This window comes from Aurantiacibacter gilvus (assembly GCF_038289935.1).
GTDB classification, from domain to species: domain Bacteria; phylum Pseudomonadota; class Alphaproteobacteria; order Sphingomonadales; family Sphingomonadaceae; genus Alteraurantiacibacter; species Alteraurantiacibacter gilvus.
In genome coordinates, this window is sequence record NZ_JBBYHV010000001.1 from 1937990 (window position 1) to 1960141 (window position 22152).

General features: G+C 66.1%; 18 protein-coding genes. 8 read left to right on the top strand and 10 right to left on the bottom strand.

The window, feature by feature from the left end:
- Positions 1–59 precede the first annotated feature (59 nt).
- The 4 genes from AAEO60_RS09675 to AAEO60_RS09690 are packed head-to-tail and all read left to right on the top strand — an operon-like array spanning position 60 to position 4748.
- Complete coding sequence (locus AAEO60_RS09675; protein ID WP_341673450.1) at positions 60–1535, top strand: efflux transporter outer membrane subunit; 1476 nt, start codon at positions 60–62, stop codon at positions 1533–1535.
- Entirely contained in the window at positions 1532–2821 is a 1290-nt protein-coding gene (locus AAEO60_RS09680) for an efflux RND transporter periplasmic adaptor subunit (protein WP_341673452.1), read from the top strand. The genes AAEO60_RS09675 and AAEO60_RS09680 overlap by 4 nt, the downstream gene beginning before the upstream one ends.
- A 47-nt stretch (positions 2822–2868) precedes the next feature.
- Positions 2869–3540: an ABC transporter ATP-binding protein gene (locus AAEO60_RS09685; RefSeq protein ID WP_423970145.1), complete on the top strand. Its 672-nt coding sequence runs from the start codon at positions 2869–2871 to the stop codon at positions 3538–3540.
- An 8-nt stretch (positions 3541–3548) separates the two neighbouring features.
- Complete coding sequence (locus tag AAEO60_RS09690; RefSeq protein WP_341673567.1) at positions 3549–4748, top strand: ABC transporter permease; 1200 nt, start codon at positions 3549–3551, stop codon at positions 4746–4748.
- 66 nt (positions 4749–4814) lie between these two features.
- Here AAEO60_RS09690 and AAEO60_RS09695 read toward each other — a convergent pair whose 3' ends face one another.
- The 4 genes from AAEO60_RS09695 to hmgA form a co-directional block, all read right to left on the bottom strand.
- Complete coding sequence (locus tag AAEO60_RS09695) at positions 4815–5516, bottom strand: pirin family protein (RefSeq protein WP_341673454.1); 702 nt, start codon at positions 5514–5516, stop codon at positions 4815–4817.
- Between the two features lie 80 nt (positions 5517–5596).
- Entirely contained in the window at positions 5597–7564 is a 1968-nt protein-coding gene (locus AAEO60_RS09700; protein ID WP_341673455.1) for a glycoside hydrolase family 3 protein, read from the bottom strand.
- A gap of 24 nt (positions 7565–7588) precedes the next feature.
- Complete coding sequence (fahA, locus tag AAEO60_RS09705; RefSeq protein ID WP_341673457.1) at positions 7589–8884, bottom strand: fumarylacetoacetase; 1296 nt, start codon at positions 8882–8884, stop codon at positions 7589–7591.
- Positions 8881–10146 (bottom strand): homogentisate 1,2-dioxygenase, encoded by a 1266-nt coding sequence (gene hmgA / locus AAEO60_RS09710; RefSeq protein WP_341673458.1) that lies wholly within the window; start codon positions 10144–10146, stop codon positions 8881–8883. Before hmgA ends, fahA begins: the two co-directional genes overlap by 4 nt.
- Before the next feature lie 92 nt (positions 10147–10238).
- Here hmgA and maiA point away from each other — a divergent pair, with 92 nt between their 5' ends.
- Both maiA and acs read left to right on the top strand, forming a co-directional pair.
- A complete protein-coding gene (maiA, locus tag AAEO60_RS09715) occupies positions 10239–10871 on the top strand; it encodes a maleylacetoacetate isomerase (protein ID WP_341673459.1) in 633 nt (210 codons plus the stop codon).
- Positions 10872–10900: 29 nt separating this feature from the next.
- Positions 10901–12832, top strand: coding sequence for an acetate--CoA ligase (gene acs / locus AAEO60_RS09720; RefSeq protein WP_341673460.1), 1932 nt, complete (start codon positions 10901–10903; stop codon positions 12830–12832).
- On the opposite strand, the gene AAEO60_RS09725 is transcribed toward acs, so the two are convergent.
- Positions 12829–13809, bottom strand: a complete 981-nt coding sequence (locus AAEO60_RS09725; RefSeq protein WP_341673461.1) for a HupE/UreJ family protein — start codon at positions 13807–13809, stop codon at positions 12829–12831. The genes acs and AAEO60_RS09725 overlap by 4 nt on opposite strands.
- Positions 13806–14645 (bottom strand): peptidyl-prolyl cis-trans isomerase, encoded by an 840-nt coding sequence (locus AAEO60_RS09730; protein ID WP_341673462.1) that lies wholly within the window; start codon positions 14643–14645, stop codon positions 13806–13808. The genes AAEO60_RS09725 and AAEO60_RS09730 overlap by 4 nt, the downstream gene beginning before the upstream one ends.
- Positions 14646–14764: 119 nt before the next feature.
- Between AAEO60_RS09730 and AAEO60_RS09735 the strand changes: the two genes are divergently transcribed.
- Positions 14765–15922, top strand: a complete 1158-nt coding sequence (locus AAEO60_RS09735; RefSeq protein WP_341673568.1) for an aromatic ring-hydroxylating oxygenase subunit alpha — start codon at positions 14765–14767, stop codon at positions 15920–15922.
- Positions 15919–17520 carry a phytoene desaturase family protein gene (locus AAEO60_RS09740; protein WP_341673463.1) on the top strand — a complete coding sequence of 534 codons (1602 nt, stop codon included), beginning with the start codon at positions 15919–15921 and terminating at the stop codon, positions 17518–17520. The genes AAEO60_RS09735 and AAEO60_RS09740 overlap by 4 nt, the downstream gene beginning before the upstream one ends.
- On the opposite strand, the gene AAEO60_RS09745 is transcribed toward AAEO60_RS09740, so the two are convergent.
- The 4 genes from AAEO60_RS09745 to AAEO60_RS09760 form a co-directional block, all read right to left on the bottom strand.
- Positions 17517–19562, bottom strand: a complete 2046-nt coding sequence (locus AAEO60_RS09745) for a PQQ-dependent dehydrogenase, methanol/ethanol family (RefSeq protein WP_341673464.1) — start codon at positions 19560–19562, stop codon at positions 17517–17519. The two genes, AAEO60_RS09740 and AAEO60_RS09745, sit on opposite strands and share 4 nt — an antisense overlap.
- Before the next feature lie 206 nt (positions 19563–19768).
- Positions 19769–20560 (bottom strand): nuclear transport factor 2 family protein, encoded by a 792-nt coding sequence (locus AAEO60_RS09750; RefSeq protein ID WP_341673465.1) that lies wholly within the window; start codon positions 20558–20560, stop codon positions 19769–19771.
- Positions 20561–20562: 2 nt separating this feature from the next.
- Positions 20563–21270: a nuclear transport factor 2 family protein gene (locus tag AAEO60_RS09755; RefSeq protein ID WP_341673466.1), complete on the bottom strand. Its 708-nt coding sequence runs from the start codon at positions 21268–21270 to the stop codon at positions 20563–20565.
- A complete protein-coding gene (locus AAEO60_RS09760) occupies positions 21267–21959 on the bottom strand; it encodes a nuclear transport factor 2 family protein (protein WP_341673468.1) in 693 nt (230 codons plus the stop codon). The genes AAEO60_RS09755 and AAEO60_RS09760 overlap by 4 nt, the downstream gene beginning before the upstream one ends.
- Positions 21960–22152: the final 193 nt, after the last annotated feature.

The following is a 22152-nucleotide window of genomic DNA, read 5'->3' on the forward strand; positions in this document are numbered from 1 at the left end:
GTCGTGCAGCGAAGTAAGGCACTCCCGGGATCGAATTGGGAAGAATTGGGGCTAAACCTATGAAGCGCAAGACAACGGCACATACCTGCCTGCTGCTTGCCGCATCGTCGCTGGCGCTGGGTGCCTGCGCCACGCCTGCCGTGGATATCGCCCAGCCGACGGTCGAAGTGCCCGCCGACTGGCAGGTTTCCGACCCGGCCCCGATCAGCACCGACCTCACCGAATACTGGACGATGCTGGACGATCCGCTGCTCACCAGCTTCGTCGAACAGGCCATCGTCGAGAACCGCGATATCGCCGCCAGCGCCGCCCGGCTTGAACAGGCGCGCGCCTCGCTGGTGCAGGCGCGGGCGGGCTACCTGCCCTCGGTCTCGGCCAGCGGCGGGGCCAACCGCGACATCGGCGACTTCTCCCGCGACGGCGTGCAGTTCAACCTCGGCGCCGACGCCTCGTGGGAAATGGACCTGTTCGGCCAGATCTCCGGCAGCGTGACCGCTGCCGAAGGCGACCTCGCCGCATCCGGATACAACCTGGCAGACCTGCAGCGGCTGATTGTGGGTCAGGTTGCCATTGGCACCATCAACGCGCGTTCCACCGCGCAGCAGCTGGCCATCGCCCGCGAGACGCTGGCGATCCAGGACGACAACCTGCAGATCGCGCGCTGGCGCAACCAGGCAGGGCTGGTCTCCAGCCTCGATGTCGAGCAGGCGCGTACCCAGCGGGCACAGACCGCCGCCAGTATTCCGCGGCTCGAATCGAGCCTGACCTCCACTGCCAACTCCATTTCCACGCTGATCGGCGAACCGCCGGGCCGCGTGCTCGCCGCCATCATGGCTGACGAACAGAACATGGTGCCGCAGCCGCCCTTGCTCGCAGGTTTCGAAGCGCCTGCCGAGGTCCTGCACCGCCGCCCGGACGTGCGCAGCGCCGAAGCCTCGCTGATCGCCAGCACGGCGCGCATCGGCGTCGCCCGCGCGCAGCTGCTGCCGCTGGTCCGCCTGCGCGGTTCGATCGGCACCGGCCCCGTAAACGCGGGCAGCCTGTTCGACATTATCGCCGGCAGCATTGTCGGCAGCGTCAGCCAGCTGATCTTCGATGGTGGCCGCACCGCGGCGCAGGTCGACAGCGCCGAAGCCGGTGCCCGCGCCTCGCTCGCCACCTGGGAGCAGACAATCCTCGGCGCGCTGGAAGACGTGGAGACCGCCGCGGTCGACCAGCGCACCGCACAGGAACGCGTCGTCATCAATGAAGAAGCGCTCGACGCGGCCAACAATTCCGCCTTGCTTGCGCGCAGCCAGTATCAGGCGGGCCTCACCGACTTCCAGGTGCTGCTGACTTCCGAGAACCAGCTGCTTTCGGCGCGCAACCAGCTGGTGACTGCCGAAGCAGACCGCGCCATCGCCTTCGTTCGCCTGACCCAGGCGCTGGGCGGCGGCTGGACGCCAGCAGAACTTGCTCAGGCCGACCTCGACATTCCCCCGGTGGCTGATGCCACCATCACCGCCACCGGTGCCAGCGACAGGACCGCACAATGACCGACACCACCACCGAACAGGACATCGGAGAATACCTGGATTCCGGCAAGCCGCGCAAATGGTACAAGCGCCGCTGGGTCTGGGTCGTCGGCGTAGTGATCCTGCTGCTGATCGCGGCACAAGTCGTGATGGGCGGCGGCGACAACCGCCCCAACTATATCACTGCCCCGGTGGAAGAGCGCTCGCTCGACCTGTCCGTGGTAGCCACCGGCAACCTGCGCCCGACCAACCAGGTCGAAGTCGGTTCGGAAGTTTCGGGTCGCATCGACGACGTGCTGGTGGACGTGAACGACCAGGTGACCCGCGGCCAAGTGCTGGCGCGCATCAACACCGACGTGATCGAGGACCAGATCACCCAGGGCCGCGCCAACCTCAATGCCGCGCGCGCCAGCGTGAACCAGGCACTGGCAACGCTGGAAGCCGACACCGCCCAGCTGGAACGCCTGCGCGAAGTCTTCCGCCTGTCCGACGGCCGCGTGCCCAGCCAGTCCGAGATCGACCAGGCCGAAGCCGCCGTGCGCCGCGGCCAGGCCGCTGTCGCCAGCGCCCGCGCCAATGTCTCCAGCGCCCAGGCTCAGCTGGCCACGGCCCAGACCAACCGCGACCGCGCGGTGATCCGCTCGCCCGTATCGGGCGTGGTGCTCGCCCGCCAGGTCGAACCCGGCCAGACCGTGGCCGCCAGCTTCAACACGCCAACGCTGTTCGTGCTGGCCGAAGACCTCGTGACGATGCAGCTGCGCGTTTCCATCGACGAGGCTGACGTGGGGCAGGTGGAACCGGGCCAGGAAGCCGGCTTTACCGTCGACGCCTACCCCGGCCGCCGCTTCCCCGCGACGGTGGAGCGGGTCGACCTTGCCTCCAACAACATCGCCCTCACCGGCCAGCAGCAGCAAAGCGGCCAACAGGTGGTGAGCTACGAAGCCCGCCTGATCGTGAGCAACGAAGAGGGCCTGCTGCGTCCCGGCATGACGGCCACGGCCACTATTTCCACCCAGAGCACGGGCGTCTCCATGCTCGTGCCCAACGGTGCCCTGCGCTTCGATCCGGGCGAGGAAGAAGAGGCCGACAGCATCTTCGGCAACCAGGAATTCGGCCTCGACCAGGAAGAGCAAGCATCCATAGGGGTCGGCTCCAGGCAAACGGTCCACGTGGTCGAAGAAGACGGAGAGCTGCGCTCCATCGAGGTCGTGACCGGCCGCACCGATGGCCGCCTGACGGTGGTCACCTCGGACGAGCTGGAACCGGGGATGGAAGTCGTCACCGGCGTGGGAGCTACTGAAGAGTGAGCAACCCGCCGCTGATCGAACTGCAAGGGATCACCAAGTCCTTCGGCATGGGCGCAGCCGCGTTCCAGGCGCTGAAGGGCGTGGATCTGATCATCGAACGCGGCGATTTCGTCGCGGTGATGGGGCCATCGGGTTCGGGCAAGTCGACGACGATGAACATCCTCGGCTGCCTCGACGTGCCCACCAGCGGTGTGTTCAAGTTCCGCGGCGTCGAAGTCCAGGCGCTCACCCGCGACCAGCGCAGCCTGCTGCGGCGGCGCTACCTCGGCTTCGTGTTCCAGGGATTCAACCTGCTCGCCCGCACCAGCGCGCTGGAGAACGTCGAGCTGCCGCTGCTCTATCGCGGCGAAAGCAAGAAGGCCCGGCAGGAAGCTGCCGAACACGCGCTGGACCAGGTCGGCCTGCTGCCATGGGCTGACCACACCCCGGCAGAACTGTCCGGCGGCCAGCAGCAGCGCGTCGCCATCGCCCGCGCACTGGTGACCCAGCCCGACGTGCTGCTGGCGGACGAGCCGACCGGCAACCTCGACACCGAACGCTCGCTGGAAATCATGGAACTGCTTGCACGGCTCAACCGGACCGGCATCACCATCCTGATGGTGACGCACGAAATGGAAATGGCTGAATATGCCAAGACCATTGTCCACTTCCGCGACGGGCTGGTCGAACGCATCGAACGCGGACACAAGTCCGGCACCCCGCTGGCGGAGCACGCCTGATGCTCGGCATGATCGGCGCCACCATGCTGCTCGCACTGCGGGAAATCCGCCGCCACCTGCTGCGCAGCTTCCTGACGACGCTGGGCATCATCATCGGTGTCGCGGCCGTTATCACCATGGTCACGCTGGGCCGCGGCCTGACGGCTGACGTGCAGGAAGACATTGCCGGGCTCGGCTCGGACGTGTTCATCATTTTCCCGCAGCGCGTCGATCCCAACATCGCACCGCCGCCCTTCGATGACGAGGATATCCGCGCCGTCGAAATGCAGATCCCGGGCGTCGAAGGCGCTGCCGGATCGGTGCAGTCGTCGACCACTGCCTTCCACAACGGGCAGGACTGGGGCACCACGGTCCAGGGCGGCGACAACGAGTTCTTCGATGCACAGTCGATCGAGATCATCGAGGGCCGCCCCTTCTCCGACCGCGAAATGGCACGCGGCGAAAGCGTCTGCATCGTCGGCCCCAAGATCGTCGAGGAGATCTTCGTCGAAGGCCGGGTGATCGGTGAACAGATGCGCCTCGGCAATGTCTCGTGCCAGGTGATCGGCATGATCGACGAACGCGCCAATGCGGTCGGCGGCGGCAACGATGCCGACGACGTGGTGTTCATGCCGCTGAAGACGGTGCAGCGCCGCTTCATCGGCAACACCGACGTGCAGTTCTTCGTGGTGAAGTACGATCCGGGCTTTTCCAGCGCCTCGATCCAGCAGCAGCTGATCGACCTGCTGCGCGAACGCCGCGTGATCCAGGAAGACGAACCCAACGACTTCAACATCGTCGACACCGCAGAGATCAACGACACCGTGAACCAGGTGACCGGCGTGATGACCGCGGTGGTGACGGTGATCGCCGGCATCAGCCTGCTGGTGGGCGGCATCGGCATCATGAACATCATGCTTGTCAGCGTGACCGAGCGGACCCGCGAGATCGGCATCCGCCTCGCCATTGGCGCTCTCGCACGCGAAGTGCGGCTGCAGTTCCTCACCGAAGCGGTGGTGCTGTGCTGCTTCGGCGGCCTGCTGGGCATCGGCCTCGCCTTCGGGCTTTCGATCCTGCTGGCCAGCGCCATCGACCTGCCGTTTATCTTCGATCCCGCGGTCAACATCCTGAGCTTCGTGTTCAGCGCCGTGATGGGGATCATCTTCGGCTATTACCCCGCGCACCGGGCCAGCAAGCTCGACCCGATCGACGCGCTCAGGCACGAATAGTCGGCCACGGAAAAGGGCCGCGCCTTGAAGGACGCGGCCCTCTTCATGTGGTCAGGCTTCGCTTGTTCAGGCGGTTTCCACCAGCACCACTTCGCTGTCCTCCAGCGCGGTGACGCTGAGGGTGTCGATGTCAGCCAGCGCCGCACCGTCGCGGGTGTTCACCAGCTGGCCGCCGATCTCCAGCTTGCCCGTAGCTGGCACGAGGTAGCCCTTGCGGCCGCCAAGATCGTAGTCGAGCGTTTCGCCCGCCTTGATCGTGGCGCCCAGCACGCGGGCATCAGCGTTGATCGGCAGGGCGTCATTGTCGCCATCGCGCCCGCTGGCAAGCGTGACCCAGCGGCCCGAACGGTCGTCCTTGGGGAACGGCTTGGCACCCCACGAAGGTTCGCGCCCCAGCTTGTCCTTGTCCGGCAGGATCCAGATCTGGAACAGGCGGCAGTCCTCGTCCTCGAGGTTGAACTCGGCATGCTGGATGCCGCTGCCTGCGCTCATCACCTGCACGTCACCCGCTTCGGTGCGGCCCTCGTTGCCCAGGCTGTCGCGGTGCGAGATCGCGCCCTCGCGGACATAGGTGATGATCTCCATGTCCTTGTGCGGATGCGGCGGGAAGCCGCTCTTGGCGGCGATATGGTCGTCGTTCCACACGCGCAGGGCACCCCAGTGCAGGCGCGACTGCTCGAAATAGTCGGCGAACGAGAAGTGGAACTTGGTATCCAGCCAACCGTGGTTGGCACCGCCGAGGCTATCGAAAGGGCGGAGTTCAATCATGGCTTTTCTCCTTGCCCCCCAGATGGGAAGCAAGGCGGCTCCGCTCAATATGGCCGTTTCTTGAGCCAGCCCAAGCGTGGCTATGTGCCGCCGTGGCGAAATCCCAGCGGATAGAGCGGGTCCGCGCTGTCGGCGGCGGCCCCGGGACGCTGCGCCTCCACCGCGGCCATCGAGCTTGGCAGTTCGAACGGCAGGCTGCCGCGCGGCGTGGCCTGTCCGGTCAGTACGTCGAGGAACGCTCGGTCACTGGCACCGAAACTGGCGAACAGCGTCGAGGCGCGATCCTTGAACGGCACGAGGATTGCTGGACGATCCAGCTGCACGTCGGCGATGACCGGCAGGTCCGCCGGCAAGCCATTCATGAACTGCAGCGCCGGATGGTCTGACGGGAAGGCAAGGCTGCCTTCCTGGTGCATCGAACCGAATATGTACTGCGGATGCAGCATTTCCGACGGCGAGCGCGTGCGCACCACGGCGACGTCTGCCTCGGCGGCATTGCTGACCGGCTCCAGTCCCGCCGCGCGCGCAGCCTCTTCATTTACCCCGAACAGCAGTACCCTAGTGCCTTCGGCAAGAGCGGCATTTCCTTCCATCTCCAGCAGCACCATCGATTCCGCTTGTGCCTGCAGGCCCATGGCCCATTCGTCAGGTGTGCCGATCTCGGTTTCGGCCAGCGCCGGATCGACAAAGGGGTTTTCGAACAGCCCCAGTTCGAAGGCCTGCACCAGCACCCGCGTTACCGCCGCGTCGACCAGTGCTTCGTCGAGCAAGCCGCTTGCGACTGCCTCGACCAGCGGCGAAGGATCGTCCACCCCGCCAAAGATGTCGAGACCCGCCTGCACACCCTTGGCGAAGCGTTCGGCCTCGCTCAGGTCTTCCACACCCCAGGCGGTGGAAACCGTGGCAAAGCTAGGCGGCTCGCCTTCGGGATGGCCTTCCACGCACTCGCTGCTGCAATCCCTGGTGATGGCCCAGTCGGACAGGATCACGCCCTCGAAACCCAGCTCGCCGCGCAGCACGTCGTTCAGCAGGTAGCGGTTGTAGCCGACGCCCACCTGCTCCATCGGCGCGCCGTCCAGCTCCAGCTCCTGCAGGATCGAATAGGCAGGCATGACGCCTGCAGGACTGGCTGCCAGTGCACCCTGGAAGGGGCGGATATGCTGTTCCCACTCCTCCGCATTCAGGCGCGAGTGGCGACCGTAGTAATTGTGCGCATCGAACCCCGTGGCCGAGGCCGAATAGCCCGCGAAGTGCTTGATGATGGCAGCAACTCCGTCCGCCTCCACGCCATCGGGGCCGCCCTGCAAGCCGCGAACGAAAGCTTCGGCAGTGCGCGCGGAAATGTCGGCATCCTCGCCGAAAGTGTCGAAATTGCGCGGCCAGCGCGGTTCGGTGGCAAGGTCGATCTGCGGGCCGAGCAGCATGGTGAAGCCGGTGGCGCGCAGGTCTCCGCGCACCAGTGCGCCGTAGGTTTCGGCAAAGGCCGGATCGTCGAGCGCGGCAATGCCTACGCCGTTGGGGAACTGGGCGAACTGGCCGCCCTCCACGCTGGCCCCGGCAAGCTCGGTAAAGCCGTGGCGCGGATCGGTCATGATGACGGCGGGAATACCGAGGCGGCCGTTCTCGGCCACCTGCTGCACGGCGTTGTTGGCTTCGGCGAGCGCGGTATTACCCGTCGCCAGCCGCGAGATCACGTGGGTGACGCCGGTTTCGGCCACCAGCGCGGTGACAGCATCGAGATCATAGCCGGTGGCAGGTTCACCGGGAGGCGCATTGCCGGCCAGCCCGCCGACCACCATCTGGCCTGCCTTCTCGTCAAGCGTCATGCGCGCCACGAGGTCTTCGGCACGTTCCTGCGGCGTGAGGCGCCAGTCCTCGTAGGGCGTCAGCGCGCCGTCCTTGTCGAGATCGCGGAACTGCAGTCCATCGACCTCGATCAGCGGGACATCGCGGGAGCCCAGCTCCGCCTGGTCGGCAGTAGGCGTGCAGGCGGCCAGCAAGCCGGAGAAAGCCAGCCCCATCGCGCCAGCGAGCATGTTACGTTGCAAGATAGTCCTCTCCTTCAGGAGAGGTCAGCCTACAATCACCGCGCGGCATTCGCCAAGCCCGATGCGGGCAAAACCGTCCTTTTCGGCGAAGGCGGTCATGATCACCTCGTCGCCGTCTTCGAGGAAAGTGCGGGTCTCGCCGTTGGGCAAGGTGATCGGCTGCTTGCCGCCCTTGCTCAGCTCGATCAGGCTGCCTTCGCCGCCCTCTTCGCCGCTGGTGAGCGTACCGGTGCCGAGCAGGTCGCCCGGCTGCAGGTTGCAGCCGCCCACCGCATGGTGCGCGACGAGTTGGGCCATGGTCCAGTACATCGCGGTCATCGGGCCGGAACTGAGCTTGTGCGGTGCATCGCCCGCCTCGCGCATCTTCGCGGTGGAGATGTAGACTTCCATCTGTACGTCGAGCGCGCCGTGCGCCTGGTCGTCAGCGTCGAGCAGGTAAGGCAGCGGTGCCGGATCGCCCTCGGGGCGCGGCGGCTGGGCTACGCGGAAGGGCGCGAGCGCGTCCATGGTCACCACCCACGGCGACACCGTCGAGTGGAAGTTCTTGGCGAGGAACGGACCGAGCGGCTGGTATTCCCACGCCTGCAGGTCACGCGCCGACCAGTCGTTGAGGATCGAGATCCCGGCGATATGGCTGGATGCTTCACCAATCGGGATCGGCTCGCCGAGTTCGTTGCCTTGCCCGACCCAGATCGCCATTTCGAGTTCGTAGTCGAGCCGCTTGGACGGGCCGAAACTCGGCTCATCGGCGTCGGGAGCCATGGTCTGGCCGCTGGGACGCTTCACCGGCACGCCGGAAACGCGGATCGAGCTGGATCGTCCGTGGTAACCGATCGGCACGTATTTGTAGTTGGGCAACAAGGGGTTATCGGGCCGGAACAGCTTGCCGATATTGGTCGCATGATGGATGCCGGTGTAGAAATCGGTGTAGTCGTGAATATCGAACGGCAGGTGCATGTGCACTTCGGCCATGGGCACGAGGCAAGGCTCCACAAGCGCGCGATGCGCCTCGTCGGTCAGCAATTCGAACAGCCGCTGGCGAAGCTTGGAGGCGCCGCCGGGGATGCGGAACAGCCCGTTGAGCGTGCTTTGCGCCGCATAGTGCAGGATCTTGCGCGTATCGCCCACGTCGAGGGTGTCCGCCAGCTTGCGCAGGTCCAGCACGAAATCGCCGATGGCGACGCAACCCCAAGGATTCTTTCCGTCCTTCGAGAAGCAGCCGAAGGGCAGGTTCTGCACCGGGAAGTCCGGGTGGCCGTTGGCGCTCTCGACCCAGCTGGTGGCCTTGGGATCGTGGGTGAAATCGAGTTCGATGGTCATTCGGGCAATTTCGCTTTCTCGAAGCCTGTCCAGCAGGCGTCGTAATCGTGTTGCAGCAGTCCGCCCTCCATGGCGAACTTGCTGGTGTGGATGATCGCGCGGCTTTCGAACATGAAGGCCAGCGTGTCGTCGATCTTGCTGGGCTTGAGCTCCGCTGCCATCGCCTTGCGCGTGCTTTCGGCATCGGGACCATGGCCGTTGAACTGGTTGTGCAGGCTCGCCCCGCCGGGAACGAAGCCGCCGCCTTCCTTGGCATCGTAGACGCCGTGGATCAGGCCCATGAATTCGCTCATCACGTTGCGGTGGAACCACGGCGGGCGGAAGGTGTCCTCGCCCACCATCCAGCGCGGCGGGAAGATCACGAAATCGCAATTGGCCGTACCCGGAGTATCGCTGGGACTGGTCAGCACGGTGAAGATCGACGGGTCGGGGTGGTCAAAGCTGACCGTGCCAATGGTGTTGAACCGCGACAGGTCATAGCGGCAGGGCGCGGAATTGCCGTGCCAGGCGACCACGTCGAAGGGCGAGTGGTCGATGGTGGTGGTCCACAGCCTGCCATTGAACTTCTGGACGATCTCGAAGTGCTCGTCGCGGTCTTCGTACCAGGCGACAGGCGTCTCGAAATCGCGCGGGTTGGCGAGGCCGTTGGCACCGATGGGGCCTAGGTCCGGCAAGCGGAACGGCGCGCCGAAGTTCTCGCAGATGTAGCCGCGCGAAGGGCCGTCCAGCAGCTCGACGCGAAAACGCATCCCGGCAGGCACCAGCGCGAGGAAGCCGGGAGCGACTTCCATGCGGCCCAGTTCGGTGACGATCCGCAAGGCGCCCTGCTGCGGCAGGATCAGCATCTCGCCGTCGCTATTCTGGAAGGCGCGCGCATCCATGCTGGCCGTGGCAGCATAGAGATGCACGCCGATGCCGGCATTGCCGCCATAGGTCACCATGCCATCGACGAAATCGACCCGCGTTTCGGGCATGGCCAGCGGGTCCCAGCGCAGGCGGTTGGGGGTGGTGTGGCTGCCGTCAGGCGCGCCGAGCAGCTCAGCCCCGGCGTAGGGCACGAAGGCCCCGTGTGCGGTCGTCGGACGCATTCGGTAGAGCCAGCTCCGCCGGTTCTCGGCGCGTGCCATGGTGAAGGCGCTGGTGCTGAACTGTTCGGCGTAGAGGCCGAAAGCCGGGCGTTGCGGCGAGTTGCGCCCTTCGGGAAGAGCGCCCGCGACAGCCTCGGTGGCGAAGTGGTTCAGGAAACCCGTCTGATAGCTCATGCCCAATTAGTATCACCTGAAACTTTATTGCACAATGCCTGTCGCATCGCCATGATGTAGTGCTCCAACGAACAAGCACGCGGGAGGTGCCGATGAAACTCTACGGATATTGGCGAAGCTCGACCAGCTACCGCTTGCGGATCGCGCTGGAACTGAAGGGACTCGCCTACGACAACTGCCCGGTGAACCTCGTCGAGAGCGCGCACCGCGACCAGGCCTTCACCGCGCGCAACCCCTTCGCCGGGGTGCCCATGCTGGAGGCCGATGGCCGCGACCGGGCGCAGTCGATGGCGATCATCGAATGGCTCGACGAGCGCCACCCGGAGCAGCCGCTGCTGCCTGCAGGCATCGAGCAGCGCTACACGGCACGCGAACTCACCTATGCCATTGCCACCGAACTGCACGCCCCGCTCAACCTCAAGGTGCTCAAGTACCTGAAGGACCCGCTGGGCCATTCGCAGGACGAAATCGACACCTGGTATCGCCACTGGCTGGCCGCCACGCTACGCCCGCTGGAGGCGCGGCTGGAACAGCTCGGCACGGGCGAATTCCTGTTCGACAAGCCGGGCCTGTTCGAAGCCGTGCTGGTCCCCCAGCTCTACAACGCGCGACGGTTCGACTACGACCTCTCGGCCAGCCCGCGCATGGCGCGCATCGAGGCCGCCTGCCTCGCCCTGCCCGCATTCAAGCGCGCGCACCCTTCCAATCAGCGGGACGCCAGCTAGATAGGGTCTTCGCAAAGGAGAGGACCCGAATGAGCGATTTCGTCCGCAAGCCCGCTGACTCGACCGGCACCCACTGCACGCCTGAACAGTACGAAGACATGTACCGGCGCTCGGTGGAAGAGCCGGACGCCTTCTGGCTTGAGCAGGCCGAGCGCCTCGACTGGTACGAGAAGCCCAACAAGGCGGGCGAGTGGTCCTACGACCCGGTCGATATCAAGTGGTTCGCCGACGGTTCGCTCAACCTCTGTTACAACTGCGTGGACCGGCACCTGCCCGAACATGCCGACACCACCGCGCTGATCTTCGAGCCGGACGATCCCGCCACGCCGTCCTACAGCCTTACCTACGCCCAGCTGCACACCGAAGTGCTGCGCATGGCCAATGCGCTGAAGAAGCTGGGCGTGAAGAAGGGCGACCGCGTCACGCTCTACATGCCGATGGTAGTGGAGGGGCTGACCGCCATGCTCGCCTGCGCGCGGCTGGGCGCGATCCATTCGGTGGTCTTCGGCGGCTTCTCACCCGAGGCGCTGGCGGGCCGCATCGAGGCTTGCGAAAGCCGCTTCGTGATCACAGCCGACGAGGGGCTGCGCGGCACCAAGACCATTCCGCTCAAGGCCAATGTCGACGCCGCATTGGAAGAACCCGATCACACGCTGGATGTCCAGGGCGTGCTGGTGATCCGCCACACAGGCGGTGCCATCACCATGCACGAGGGGCGCGACCACTGGTTTGACGACCTCGCCAGCGAGGAGGACTGCCCCTGCGAACCGATGAACGCGGAAGACCCGCTGTTCATCCTCTACACCAGCGGTTCGACCGGCAAGCCCAAGGGCGTGCTCCACACCACCGGCGGCTATGCCGTCTGGGCCGCGAGCACCTTCCACTACACCTTCGACTACCAGCCGGGCGAGGTGTTCTGGTGCAGCGCCGATATCGGCTGGGTCACCGGCCACTCCTACGTCACCTACGGCCCGCTGCTGAACGCGGGCACCAGCGTGGTGTTCGAGGGCGTCCCCAACTACCCCGATTTCGGCCGCTTCTGGGAAGTGATCGCCAAGCACAAGGTCAACATCTTCTACACCGCCCCCACCGCCATCCGCGCGCTGATGCGCGAGCATGACGAATGGGTGCTGAAGCACGACCGCTCCAGCCTCCGCCTGCTCGGCAGCGTGGGCGAGCCGATCAATCCGGAGGCCTGGCGCTGGTATCACGAAGTTGTCGGCGAGGGCCGCTGCCCGATCGTCGACACCTGGTGGCAGACCGAGACCGGCGGCCACATGATCACCACCCTGCCCCATGCCCACGACATGAAGCCGGGCAGCGCGGGCAAGCCCTTCTTCGGCGTCCGGCTGCTCCTGGTCGACGCCGAAGGCCAGCCGCTGGAAGGCGCGACCTCGGGCAACCTGTGCATCACGCATTCGTGGCCGGGACAGGCACGCACGGTCTACGGCGACCACGACCGCTTCATCGAGGCCTATTTCTCCACCTTCCCCGGCAAGTACTTCACCGGCGACGGCTGCCGCCGCGACGAGGACGATTACTACTGGATCACCGGCCGCGTGGACGACGTGATCAACGTCTCCGGCCACCGCATGGGCACCGCCGAGGTCGAGAGCGCGCTGGTGCTGCACCCCAAGGTCGCCGAGGCCGCCGTGGTCGGCTACCCGCACGACGTGAAGGGCCAGGGCATCTACTGCTACGTCACGCTGATGGAAGGCGAGGAAGACAACGACGAGCTGGCCGCCGAACTGCGCCAGTGGGTGCGCAAGGAAATCGGCCCGATCGCAACGCCCGATCACCTGCACTTCACCGATGGCCTGCCCAAGACCCGCTCGGGCAAGATCATGCGCCGCATCCTGCGCAAGATCGCCGAGAACGACTTCGGCTCGCTGGGTGACACCTCGACGCTCGCCGATCCCTCGCTGGTCGAGCGGCTGATCGAAGGCAGGCAGAACCGCTAGAGCGCGCCCGCCAGCCGCTCGATCATCCAGAAGCTGGCGAGCGTTCCGACGGCATAGCCCGCGAAGCGCGGGGCGCTGCCCTGTGCTGCCGCCGGTCCGAACCGGTGGAGCAGCTGCAAGGCGCCGAGTACCACGGCAGCGAACAGCACCTGCCCGATCTCGATCCCGACGTTGAAGGCCAGCAGCGCGGCGACGAAGCCCTCGTCCGGCAAGCCGATCTCGCGCAGCACGGCGGCAAAGCCGAAACCGTGCAGCAGGCCGAAGGCTGCCGCCACCACCACGGGCCTGCGCCATGTCAGCGTGTCGCGCGGACCCTTCACGATCTCCACCGCAAGGAAGACGATAGAGAGTGCGATCACCGCCTCGATCGCGGCGATGGGCAAGCGCACGATATCGAGCGCCGACAGCGCCAGCGTGATCGAATGCGCGACGGTGAAACCGGTGATCGTCACCAGGACGCGCTGCCATGTTCCGGCGATAAAGATCAGCCCGGCGACAAACAGCAGGTGGTCGAAACCGATCCAGATGTGCTCGAGCCCCAGCACCAGGAAGCCCTGCCAGTCGGTGGCGGAGGCTTCTGCGCCGGCCAGCGAGATGCGCTCCCGCTCGGCAGGAGCGACAACGGTCCGCACCGGCTCGCCTTCGGGATTGAAGCGGACGATGGTTGCCAGCGCCGGATTGGCGGCGGGATAGGTTATCGCGATCTCCGCCGGGGACGCAGCGCATTGCCACCGCTCATCGCGCCAGTGGCCGAGCGGGTCGGACCAGTTGCGCGCATGGCCGGTCGCTTCGCAGCCATCAGCCGCGACCTGCGGCACGTGCCGCGCGGCGACGTTGGTGGGGATTTTCCACCGCGCGGCATAGACCCCCTCACCCAGGGCCTCGATCTGCACGCTGAGCGGGCGGTTGTCGTCGGCTTGCGCGGGCACGGCCCAGCACAGCGCCAGCAGGCACAGCAGGACCAGCCGCCAGCTCATTCCGCCAGGTCGCCCGTGATCGTAACCTCGTACCCCGCGAGGAAATCATCCAGCGCGCGGCGCGTCAGTTCCTGCCGCCGTTCGGCCAGGGCATCCTCGCGGACGCGGGACTCGACCTCGGCAAAGTCCATCTGCTGCATTTCGCTGGCAGAGGTCGTGCGCACGAGGTGCCAGCCGAGGTCAGAGCGAATCGGCTGCGACCACTCGCCCTCGGCAAGCGCGAACAGCGGCGGCACGAACCCTGCGCCGAACTGGCTGGCGATCACGTCGGGAGAAGCCGCCGAGTAGCTGCGCTGGTAGGGGAACCGGTCTCCCGCCTCCTGCTCGCCTGCAATCAGCCGTTCGCGCGCCGCTGCCGCGCGCTCTTCGCCATCGTCACCGCGGAAGAAGACATGTTCGAAACTCACCGCCGCCGGGCTGGCATAGCGATCACTGTTGGCGTCGAAGTAGTCGCGCACCTCCTCTTCGCTCAGCTCCAGCCGCGCTGCCGCTTCCTCGATCACCAGCGAGCGCATCTGCTGGATGACCCGTTGCCGAACGAGCGGATCGGCCTCGGCGATCTGCAGCGAGAGGCCCTCGCGGTAGAGCGCCTCCTGCAGGGCGGCGTCGCGCACCAGCTCTTCGCGGTCCTCTGCCGGCATGGTGTCGAGCAGCTGCGAGAAGGTCTCGGCATCATAAACCTGCGCGCGGCCCTGCATGTAGACGAGCAGGTCGTCGCGGCTGATCTCGATTGCGCGGCCTGTGGTGTCTGCCGGAGCGAGGGCCGACACCAGGGCGAAGATCGCCCCGCCCGCGAGGAGGAAATGCAGCAAGGGTTCGCGCAGGAACTTGGTCATGCAGCTTGCCTAATATGTCCTGCGGCCGTGGTCGAATGTCGATTGCCGCCAATCTGCGGATTTCTGTCACCGGGGCTGGACTTGTCGGCGCAAAGGCGCTTCCCCTCTTCGCCGTGACCATGCCGCTGCCTATCGCCGATACCGATCCGCTCGACGGGTGGAGCCTGCCAGCATGGACCTATCACGATCCCGAGTTCCACGCGGTGGAGCTTGAACGGGTGTTCCGGCCCAGTTGGCAAGTGGTCTGCCACGCCAGCGACCTGCTTGAGGCTGGCGACTGGTACACGCTCGATTACTGCGGTGAGAGCGTGATCGTCGTGCGCGGCACCGACCGCCAACTGCGCGCCTTCACCAATGTCTGCCGCCATCGCGGCTCGCGGCTGGTCGACGGGGCAAAGGGCTGCGCGAAGAAGCTGGTCTGCCCCTACCACGCCTGGACTTACGACCTCGACGGCAGGCTGACAGGCGTGCCTGACGCTGCCAGCTACCCCGCGCTCGACAAGACGCAGGCGGGCCTTGCGCCGGTCGAGCTGGAAGAGTGGCGGGGTTTCCTTTTCGTCCGGCTGGAGAACGATGGCGGGCCGTCGGTGGCCACCATGATGGCGCCATACGAAGAATTGGTCGCACCCTACCGTTTCGCCGATCTCGAGGCGCTGGGCCGCGTCACGCTGCGCCCGCGCGAGGTAAACTGGAAGAATGTCGGCGACAACTATTCGGACGGCCTGCACGTCCCCGTTGCTCACCCTGGCCTCTCGCGCCTGTTCGGCAAGAACTACGGCATCGAAGCGGAGCGCCATGTCGACCGCATGTGGGGCGAACTGGGCGAACGCGAGAGCAGCAACTGGTCCGAAAGGTTCTACCAGCGCCTGCTGCCGCCGGTGGAGCACCTGCCCGAAGCGATCCGGCGCAAGTGGCAGTATCTCAAGCTCTGGCCCAACATTGCCTTCGACATCTATCCGGACCAGGTCGATTTCATGCAGTGGCTGCCCACCGGCCCTACCACCTGCCTGATCCGCGAAATCAGCTATGTGCTGCCCGATGACCGCCGCGAGATGCGCGCCGCGCGTTACCTCAACTGGCGGGTCAACCGACAGGTGAATGCCGAGGACACCGTGCTGATCGAACGGGTGCAGGCAGGCATGCAGTCGCGCTCGTTTGCCATGGGGCCGCTCAGCGACAAGGAAGTCTGCTTGAAGCATTTCTGCCGCCGGATGCGCCGGGTCATACCCGAGGCGCGGCTGGACCGCCCGCCCCCCGACGGATGGAGCCGCGCATGACCAGGCAATACGATGCCGTGATTATCGGCGGCGGCCACAACGGCCTCGTCTGCGCTTTCTACCTCGCCCGCACAGGCCTGTCGGTCCGCATCGTCGAGCGGCGCGACGTGGTCGGCGGGGCGGCAGTGACCGAGGAGTTCCATCCCGGCTTCCGCAACTCGGTCGCCAGCTACACGGTCAGCCTGCTGCAACCCAGGGTGATCGCCGACATGCGGCTGGTCGACCACGGCTACCGCGTGATCGAACGGCCGATCTCCAACTTCCTGCCCCAACCGGACGGCGGCTACCTCAAGCTGGGCGGCGGGCTGGAGCGGACGCAGGCCGAGTTCCGCAAGTTCTCCACCCGCGATGCCGAGGCCCTGCCCGCCTATTACGACGCGCTGGAAGGCGTGGCCGAGGTGCTGCGCGACCTCGCGCTCAAGACCCCGCCCAACATGGGCGACGGCCTGCGCAGCCTGCTGGCGGGCGCGGCGCAAGGCTGGGGCCTGTCGCGGCTCAGCCTCGAGGCCAAGCGCCACGTGCTCGACCTGTTCACCAAGTCGGCGACCAGTTTCCTCGACCAGTGGTTCGAAAGCGAGCCGGTGAAGGCCGCCTTCGGTTTCGATGCCGTGGTGGGCAACTACGCTTCGCCGGACACGCCCGGCAGCGCCTATGTCCTGCTGCACCACGTCTTCGGCGAGGTGAACGGCAAGAAGGGCGCCTGGGGGCACTGTGTCGGCGGCATGGGAACGATCACGCAGATCATGGCCAAGGTCTGCACCGAGGCGGGCGTGGAGATCAGCCTCGAAAGCCCGGTCGATCAGGTACTGGTCGATGGCGACAAGGTTGCAGGCGTGCGGCTCACCTCCGGCGAAGAGATCATGGCCAAGCGCGTGATCGCCAACGTCGGTCCGAAGCTGCTTTATGGCCAGATGCTGGCGGAGGAACACCAGCCAGAGGACTTCCGCCGCGCGATGAAGGGCTTCAAGGCGGGCGGCGGCACCTTCCGCATGAACCTGGCGCTCAGCGAGCTGCCGCGCTTCACGGCGCTGCCCGAACCGGGCGAGCATCACAGTTCCGGAATCATCATCGCGCCGACGCTGGACTACATGGACAAGGCCTTCCTCGATGCGAAGGCGCACGGCTGGTCCAAGGCTCCGATCGTGGAGATGCTGATCCCATCCACCGTAGACGACAGCCTTGCGCCTGTAGGACAGCACGTTGCGAGCCTGTTCTGCCAGCAGTTCGCACCCGAACTGCCTGACGGCCGCGACTGGGACGACGAGGAAGGCGCCGCAGCCGACACCATCGTCGACACGGTGGAGGCGCATGCTCCGGGTTTCCGCAAGTCGATCCTCGGGCGGCAGGTACTCAGCCCCAAGGGCCTCTACCGCAAGTTCGGCCTCGTCGGCGGCGACATCTTCCACGGGCACATGAGCCTCGACCAGCTGTGGTCCGCCCGCCCCGTGCTGGGCCACGGTGCCTATCGCGGTCCGGTGAAGGGCCTCTACATGTGCGGCTCCGGCACCCACCCCGGCGGCGGGGTGACCGGCGCGCCCGGCCACAACTGCGCGCGCGAGGTGATCGCCGACGGCGGCTCGTTCAAGCGCTTCCGCTAGCGACCCCAATCCTCGTTGGCGCGGGCGATGACATAGGCGTGAATCGCCTCGACGTCTTCCTCGCTGAGGATGTCGGCAAAGCTCGCCATGCCGCGCTCCAGATAGGCACCGCGCAGCACGATATCGTTGAACATGGCGTGGGTCTCGGCGGTCATGTGGCGCAGGTCCTTCACCCCGCCGATAGCATTCTGGCCGTGGCACAGCGCGCAGGTCTCCGCGAAAAGCTGTGCCCCGCGCGTAACCGTGGCTTCGGAAGCCGTCAGGCGCGGTGGCTCGGGCGGCGCGGAGGCGTCGACCTCGAGCGGCGGCAGCTCGACCGAGCCGCCCAGCCGGAACACCAGCAGGCGCGCGGTGGAGCGCGGCATTTCGATGCCCGCGCCGCGCTCGATCTGCGCCGCGCCGCCGCCCCAGCCGGCGTTGATGGCCACGTACTGCACGCCGTCCAGTTCGTAGGTGATCGCGCCTGCCACCGGGGCGCTCTGCGTCGGGTATTCCCACAGTTGTGCGCCCGTGAAGGCATCGAAGGCGGCGAAGGTCTGCCGCGTGGTGCCCTCGAACACGAGGTCGCTGGCGGTCACCATGACACCGCCGTTACCGTGGCGCGGAAGTTCGACCTGCCAGCGTGCTTCCTGCCGCACCGGGTCCCATGCTGTCAGCCATGCCCGCTCAAGCTCGGCAGCCTCTGCCATGATGCCCATACGGGCGTTCAGGCCCTCACCGGTGAACCCGCCCCAGCCCGAGTTCGAGCGAAGCGGCTGCGGCTCCCAGCCGGGCTGCACCGCATAGGGGAAGGCCGACTGGTAGGCGGGGAAATAGGCCAGCCCCGTGCGCGGGCTGAAGGCCATGGGGAACCAGTTGTGCGCCCCGCCCGGCCCCGGCGCGACCATCACCGGCACTTCGCCATAACGCACCGCCTGCGAAGTGATCGGGCGACCGTCCTCGTCAAAGCCCTCGTTCCAGTTCTGGAACACGTGGGCCTCGGCGCTGATGAATTCGCCCGTCGCGCGGTCGAGCAGGTAGAAGAAGCCGTTCTTGGGTGCCTGCATCAACACGTCGCGCTCTTCCTCGTCGATCACCAGCGTGGCGCTGATCATCGAGGCGGTGCAGGTCCAGTCCCACTCCTCGCCGGGGTTCATCTGGTAGTGCCAGCGGTATTCGCCGGTGGTGCCGTCGAGCGCGACGATCGAGCAGACGAACAGGTTGTCGCCCTCGTTGTTCGAGCGGTAGAACCGCGCGTGCGGCACGGAATTGCCGGTGCCGACGTAAACCAGGTTGAGGTCCGGATCGTAGGCAATGGAGTCCCACGGGTTCGCCCCGCCACCCAGCGTCTGCCACATGCCGGTCTCGGACCATGTGGAACGCACCCAGTCCATCACACCGTCCGAAGCGACGCCGTCGGGGCCGTCCTCTTCGGGCGCCGGGGTGAGGAAGAACTTCCAGATCTCTTCGCCCGTCTCGACATCGTAGGCCGACACGAAGCCGCGCACACCCATGTCGCCGCCCGACTGCCCGACCACCACCATATCCCCGAACACGCGCGGCGCGCCGGTGATCGAGTAGGCAAAGCCGGTGTCGAGCTCGAAGGTGCGGGTGGTCCAGAGCGGTTGGCCGTCGGCCTTGTCGAGCGCGATCAGGCGACCGTCGAGCGTGGCGATGATCACCTTGTCACCGCGCATGGCGAGGCCGCGGCTGACGGGTTCGCAGCAGGCATAGCGCCCGAACTCGCGCGGGGTCTGCGGATCGTAGGTCCACAGCTCCTCGCCAGTGGCCGCATCGTAGGCCGTGGTGATGTTCCACGGCAGCGTGTTGTAAAGCACGCCATCGGTATAGATCGGCGTCGCCTCCACCCCGCGATAGGTGTCTAGATCGGCATACCAGGCCAGGCCAAGCTGGCTGACGTTCTCTGCCGTGATCTGTGTCAGCGGGCTGTAGCGCTGCGCGGTGTAGTCGCGCCCGTCGCTGGGCCAATCCCTGGCTGCCGGAGCTGCCAGCGGGTCTGGGCTCGCGGCAGCGACGACAGGCGCGGGGCGGTCAGCCGCCATGCAACTGGCAAGCGCCAGGGCGGCCAATGTGGAACACAGAACCCGCCCTTTGGAAAAATGGGCCAATCCCGTTTTCGCCTTTGTAGTCAGGCACTTGCTTACCGCAGCAACGGCAGGAGTGTAACCTTCCGCACTGGCCGGACGGGGAGCTTCGTGTTGGCGCATCACGCTTGTCTTTCGCATCTGGGCATCAAGTAGGAAACGGCTCACTCGCTTGGTGGCGGCAGCGCGATGGGCTGCGTACCGTCAGCCGGCCTGCCGACCTGCAGGCTTTCGATCTGCTCGGCGGTGCCCGGCGGGCGGTGGTAGGCGCCGACCTGTCCCGTATCAGGCGCAAAGGCCTCCCCCGTCACCGGGTTCGGGTAATGGAAGGGCACGATGTAGTAGGCCGGATAGGTCAGGTAGACCGTGCTCGGCGGCAGGTCCGGCGGCGGGTCGAACTTGTCGGGCCAGGTGTTGTTGAGCGCATTCTCGCCCCAGCCTTCCCAGTTGGTGTACATGGTGAAGGGCCCGGTCAGGCGGCTGATGCGCCAGACCCCGTCCTCGCCGCGTTCGAAGGCGTCTTCGTAGAGCGGCAGTCCCCAGCCGCTGGAGGCCATCACCCATGCCCGCCCGCGCAACCAGCCGGTATCGCCATCAGGCGAAATGTTGACCACCGGCTGGAACTGCATGTGGTTGGTGATCATCCCCACGTTCGCGCCGTCCGGCCCGAAGGCGGTCTGCATGTATTCGAGCACGCGTTCGCGTCCGATGAAGATGCCCTTGCCGCCGATTTCCAGCGTGGCATCTTCGGTGAAGAGGTTGCTGAGGTGCGTCCACTGCCCCTTGTCGACGAAGTAGCCGTAGGTGCGCTGGACGATCTCGATCTCGTTCATCGATTCCAGCCGGTCGATCCGCGCTTCGAGCTGGTCGAGCGCGGCGTCGACTTCGGTTTCCTGCGCCATGGCCGGTGTAGTGAAAGCCAGCAGGGCAGCGGCGGTGGTCAGCAACAAGCGCATGGTCAGTCCCTCCCCGAGATATCGTCGCGCGGCTGCACCACGTCGATGGGCTCGCCGGTCACCGGGTGCGGATAGCTGAATTCCGGGATGTAGTTCTGCGGGAACGAGCGGTAGCGTTCGCTTGGCGGTTCATCGGGCGGGAACAGCGCGCTCTGGCCCTCCATCGGGATGGCAGAGCGCATCCAGCCCGCGTCGTAGTCGGTCATGCCGGTGACGTAGAAGTGCAGCTCGGCAATATGCCAGGTGCCGTTGATCTTGACGTAGTCGTTCTCGTAGATGCCCACGCCCCAGATCGCGTTGGCGCCGCGTTCGGACAGCATGATCATGCCCTGCCAGCGTCCCGTCGCGGTCATGCCGTCGTCCGCCACCTGCACCACGGCCTGCAGCTGCATGTGGTTGTTGAGGTGCCCCGGTGCGAGGCGTTCGGGGCCGAACAGCAGCAGCGAATGCCGGATACGGTCGCGGCCCACGTAGACGCCGCGCGCGCCGTATTCGAAGCGGGCATCGGGGGCGAAGAGATCGGCCACCTCGCTCCACATGCCCTTGTCGAAGTAATAGCCGTAGGTGGCCTGCAGCACCTCTATCGCGTTCTGGTCCTCCAGCCGCTCGACGCGCTGGCGGTAGTCGGCAAGCCGCTCTTCCGCGGACTGCGCGGCGGCGGGGACTGACAGGGCCAAAGCGAGGCCTGAAGCGAGCAGAAGACGGATCATCGCACCACCTCCCCGGTTACCGGGTGGCGGGCCTGGAACGGCGGCACGTTGGGCGTGGGGAAACTGGCGTAGTCGCCCGGCTCCCGGTCCGGCGGGAAGTCGATCGAGACCTGGCTGCGCGCGAGGCCCTCGCCCTCCTCCAGCCGCGCCCAGCCGTCCTCATAAGGCGCGACGAAATTGACGTAGAGGTGCAGGCTGGAAATCTTCCACACCCCGCCTTCGCGGACATAGGTGTTCTCATAGACCCCGTCGCGCCATTCGGCGTGTTCGTGGTACTGCCCCAGCATGCCGAGGTCGCGCCAGCGCGCGGTGGCGCTGCGGGCATCGTCGGCCACCACGATGGCGGGCTGCAGGGTCACCCATTCGTTGAGCTGGCCGTAGATCAGGCCTTCCTGCCCGCCGTGGAGGCGGCGCAGGTATTCGGCGATGCGTTCACGGCCCACGTAGGTGCCGTCGACGCCCATCTCGAAAGTGCCGTCATCGGCGAACAGGTCTGCCGCCTCGTTCCACAGGCCGCGGTCGATGTAATAGGCGAAAGCGCGCTGCAGGTTGCGGATGGCGCGCACGCCTTCCAGCCGTTCGACCCGCAGGGTGAGCGCCTCGGCCTCGGCAAGGATCTCGGCATCGCTCATCTGCGCCTGCGCCGCGCCAGGCGTGGCAAAGGCCAGCACCAGCGCCAAACTGGCCATTCGCCCTGAAAATCTCTGGGCCATTATCCCTCTCCGCATCCCAATCCGTCGGCAACACTATTGCACCGGACAAAGTCAATGCAATCGGTTTGTTGCGGAGAGCTGCGAAGGATCAGAGACTTCCGTCGCCGATCAGGCCGAAGGCACCGATATACTTTGACACCCCTTCCTGCCTGCGCCAGTCTTTGCGCAT

Bases quoted from the DNA above. Each gene is read 5' to 3' on its own strand.
- AAEO60_RS09695 (WP_341673454.1), bottom strand. From the start codon at position 5,516: ATGATTGAACTCCGCCCTTTCGATAGCCTCGGCGGTGCCAACCACGGT.
- AAEO60_RS09740 (WP_341673463.1), top strand. From the start codon at position 15,919: ATGACCAGGCAATACGATGCCGTGATTATCGGCGGCGGCCACAACGGC.
- AAEO60_RS09725 (WP_341673461.1), bottom strand. From the start codon at position 13,809: ATGAGCTGGCGGCTGGTCCTGCTGTGCCTGCTGGCGCTGTGCTGGGCC.
- AAEO60_RS09755 (WP_341673466.1), bottom strand. From the start codon at position 21,270: ATGATCCGTCTTCTGCTCGCTTCAGGCCTCGCTTTGGCCCTGTCAGTC.
- acs (WP_341673460.1), top strand. From the start codon at position 10,901: ATGAGCGATTTCGTCCGCAAGCCCGCTGACTCGACCGGCACCCACTGC.
- hmgA (WP_341673458.1), bottom strand. From the start codon at position 10,146: ATGAGCTATCAGACGGGTTTCCTGAACCACTTCGCCACCGAGGCTGTC.
- AAEO60_RS09690 (WP_341673567.1), top strand. From the start codon at position 3,549: ATGATCGGCGCCACCATGCTGCTCGCACTGCGGGAAATCCGCCGCCAC.
- AAEO60_RS09750 (WP_341673465.1), bottom strand. From the start codon at position 20,560: ATGCGCTTGTTGCTGACCACCGCCGCTGCCCTGCTGGCTTTCACTACA.
- AAEO60_RS09760 (WP_341673468.1), bottom strand. From the start codon at position 21,959: ATGGCCAGTTTGGCGCTGGTGCTGGCCTTTGCCACGCCTGGCGCGGCG.
- AAEO60_RS09675 (WP_341673450.1), top strand. From the start codon at position 60: ATGAAGCGCAAGACAACGGCACATACCTGCCTGCTGCTTGCCGCATCG.
- AAEO60_RS09685 (WP_423970145.1), top strand. From the start codon at position 2,869: ATGGGCGCAGCCGCGTTCCAGGCGCTGAAGGGCGTGGATCTGATCATC.
- maiA (WP_341673459.1), top strand. From the start codon at position 10,239: ATGAAACTCTACGGATATTGGCGAAGCTCGACCAGCTACCGCTTGCGG.
- AAEO60_RS09735 (WP_341673568.1), top strand. From the start codon at position 14,765: ATGCCGCTGCCTATCGCCGATACCGATCCGCTCGACGGGTGGAGCCTG.
- AAEO60_RS09730 (WP_341673462.1), bottom strand. From the start codon at position 14,645: ATGACCAAGTTCCTGCGCGAACCCTTGCTGCATTTCCTCCTCGCGGGC.
- fahA (WP_341673457.1), bottom strand. From the start codon at position 8,884: ATGACCATCGAACTCGATTTCACCCACGATCCCAAGGCCACCAGCTGG.
- AAEO60_RS09745 (WP_341673464.1), bottom strand. From the start codon at position 19,562: ATGGCGGCTGACCGCCCCGCGCCTGTCGTCGCTGCCGCGAGCCCAGAC.
- AAEO60_RS09680 (WP_341673452.1), top strand. From the start codon at position 1,532: ATGACCGACACCACCACCGAACAGGACATCGGAGAATACCTGGATTCC.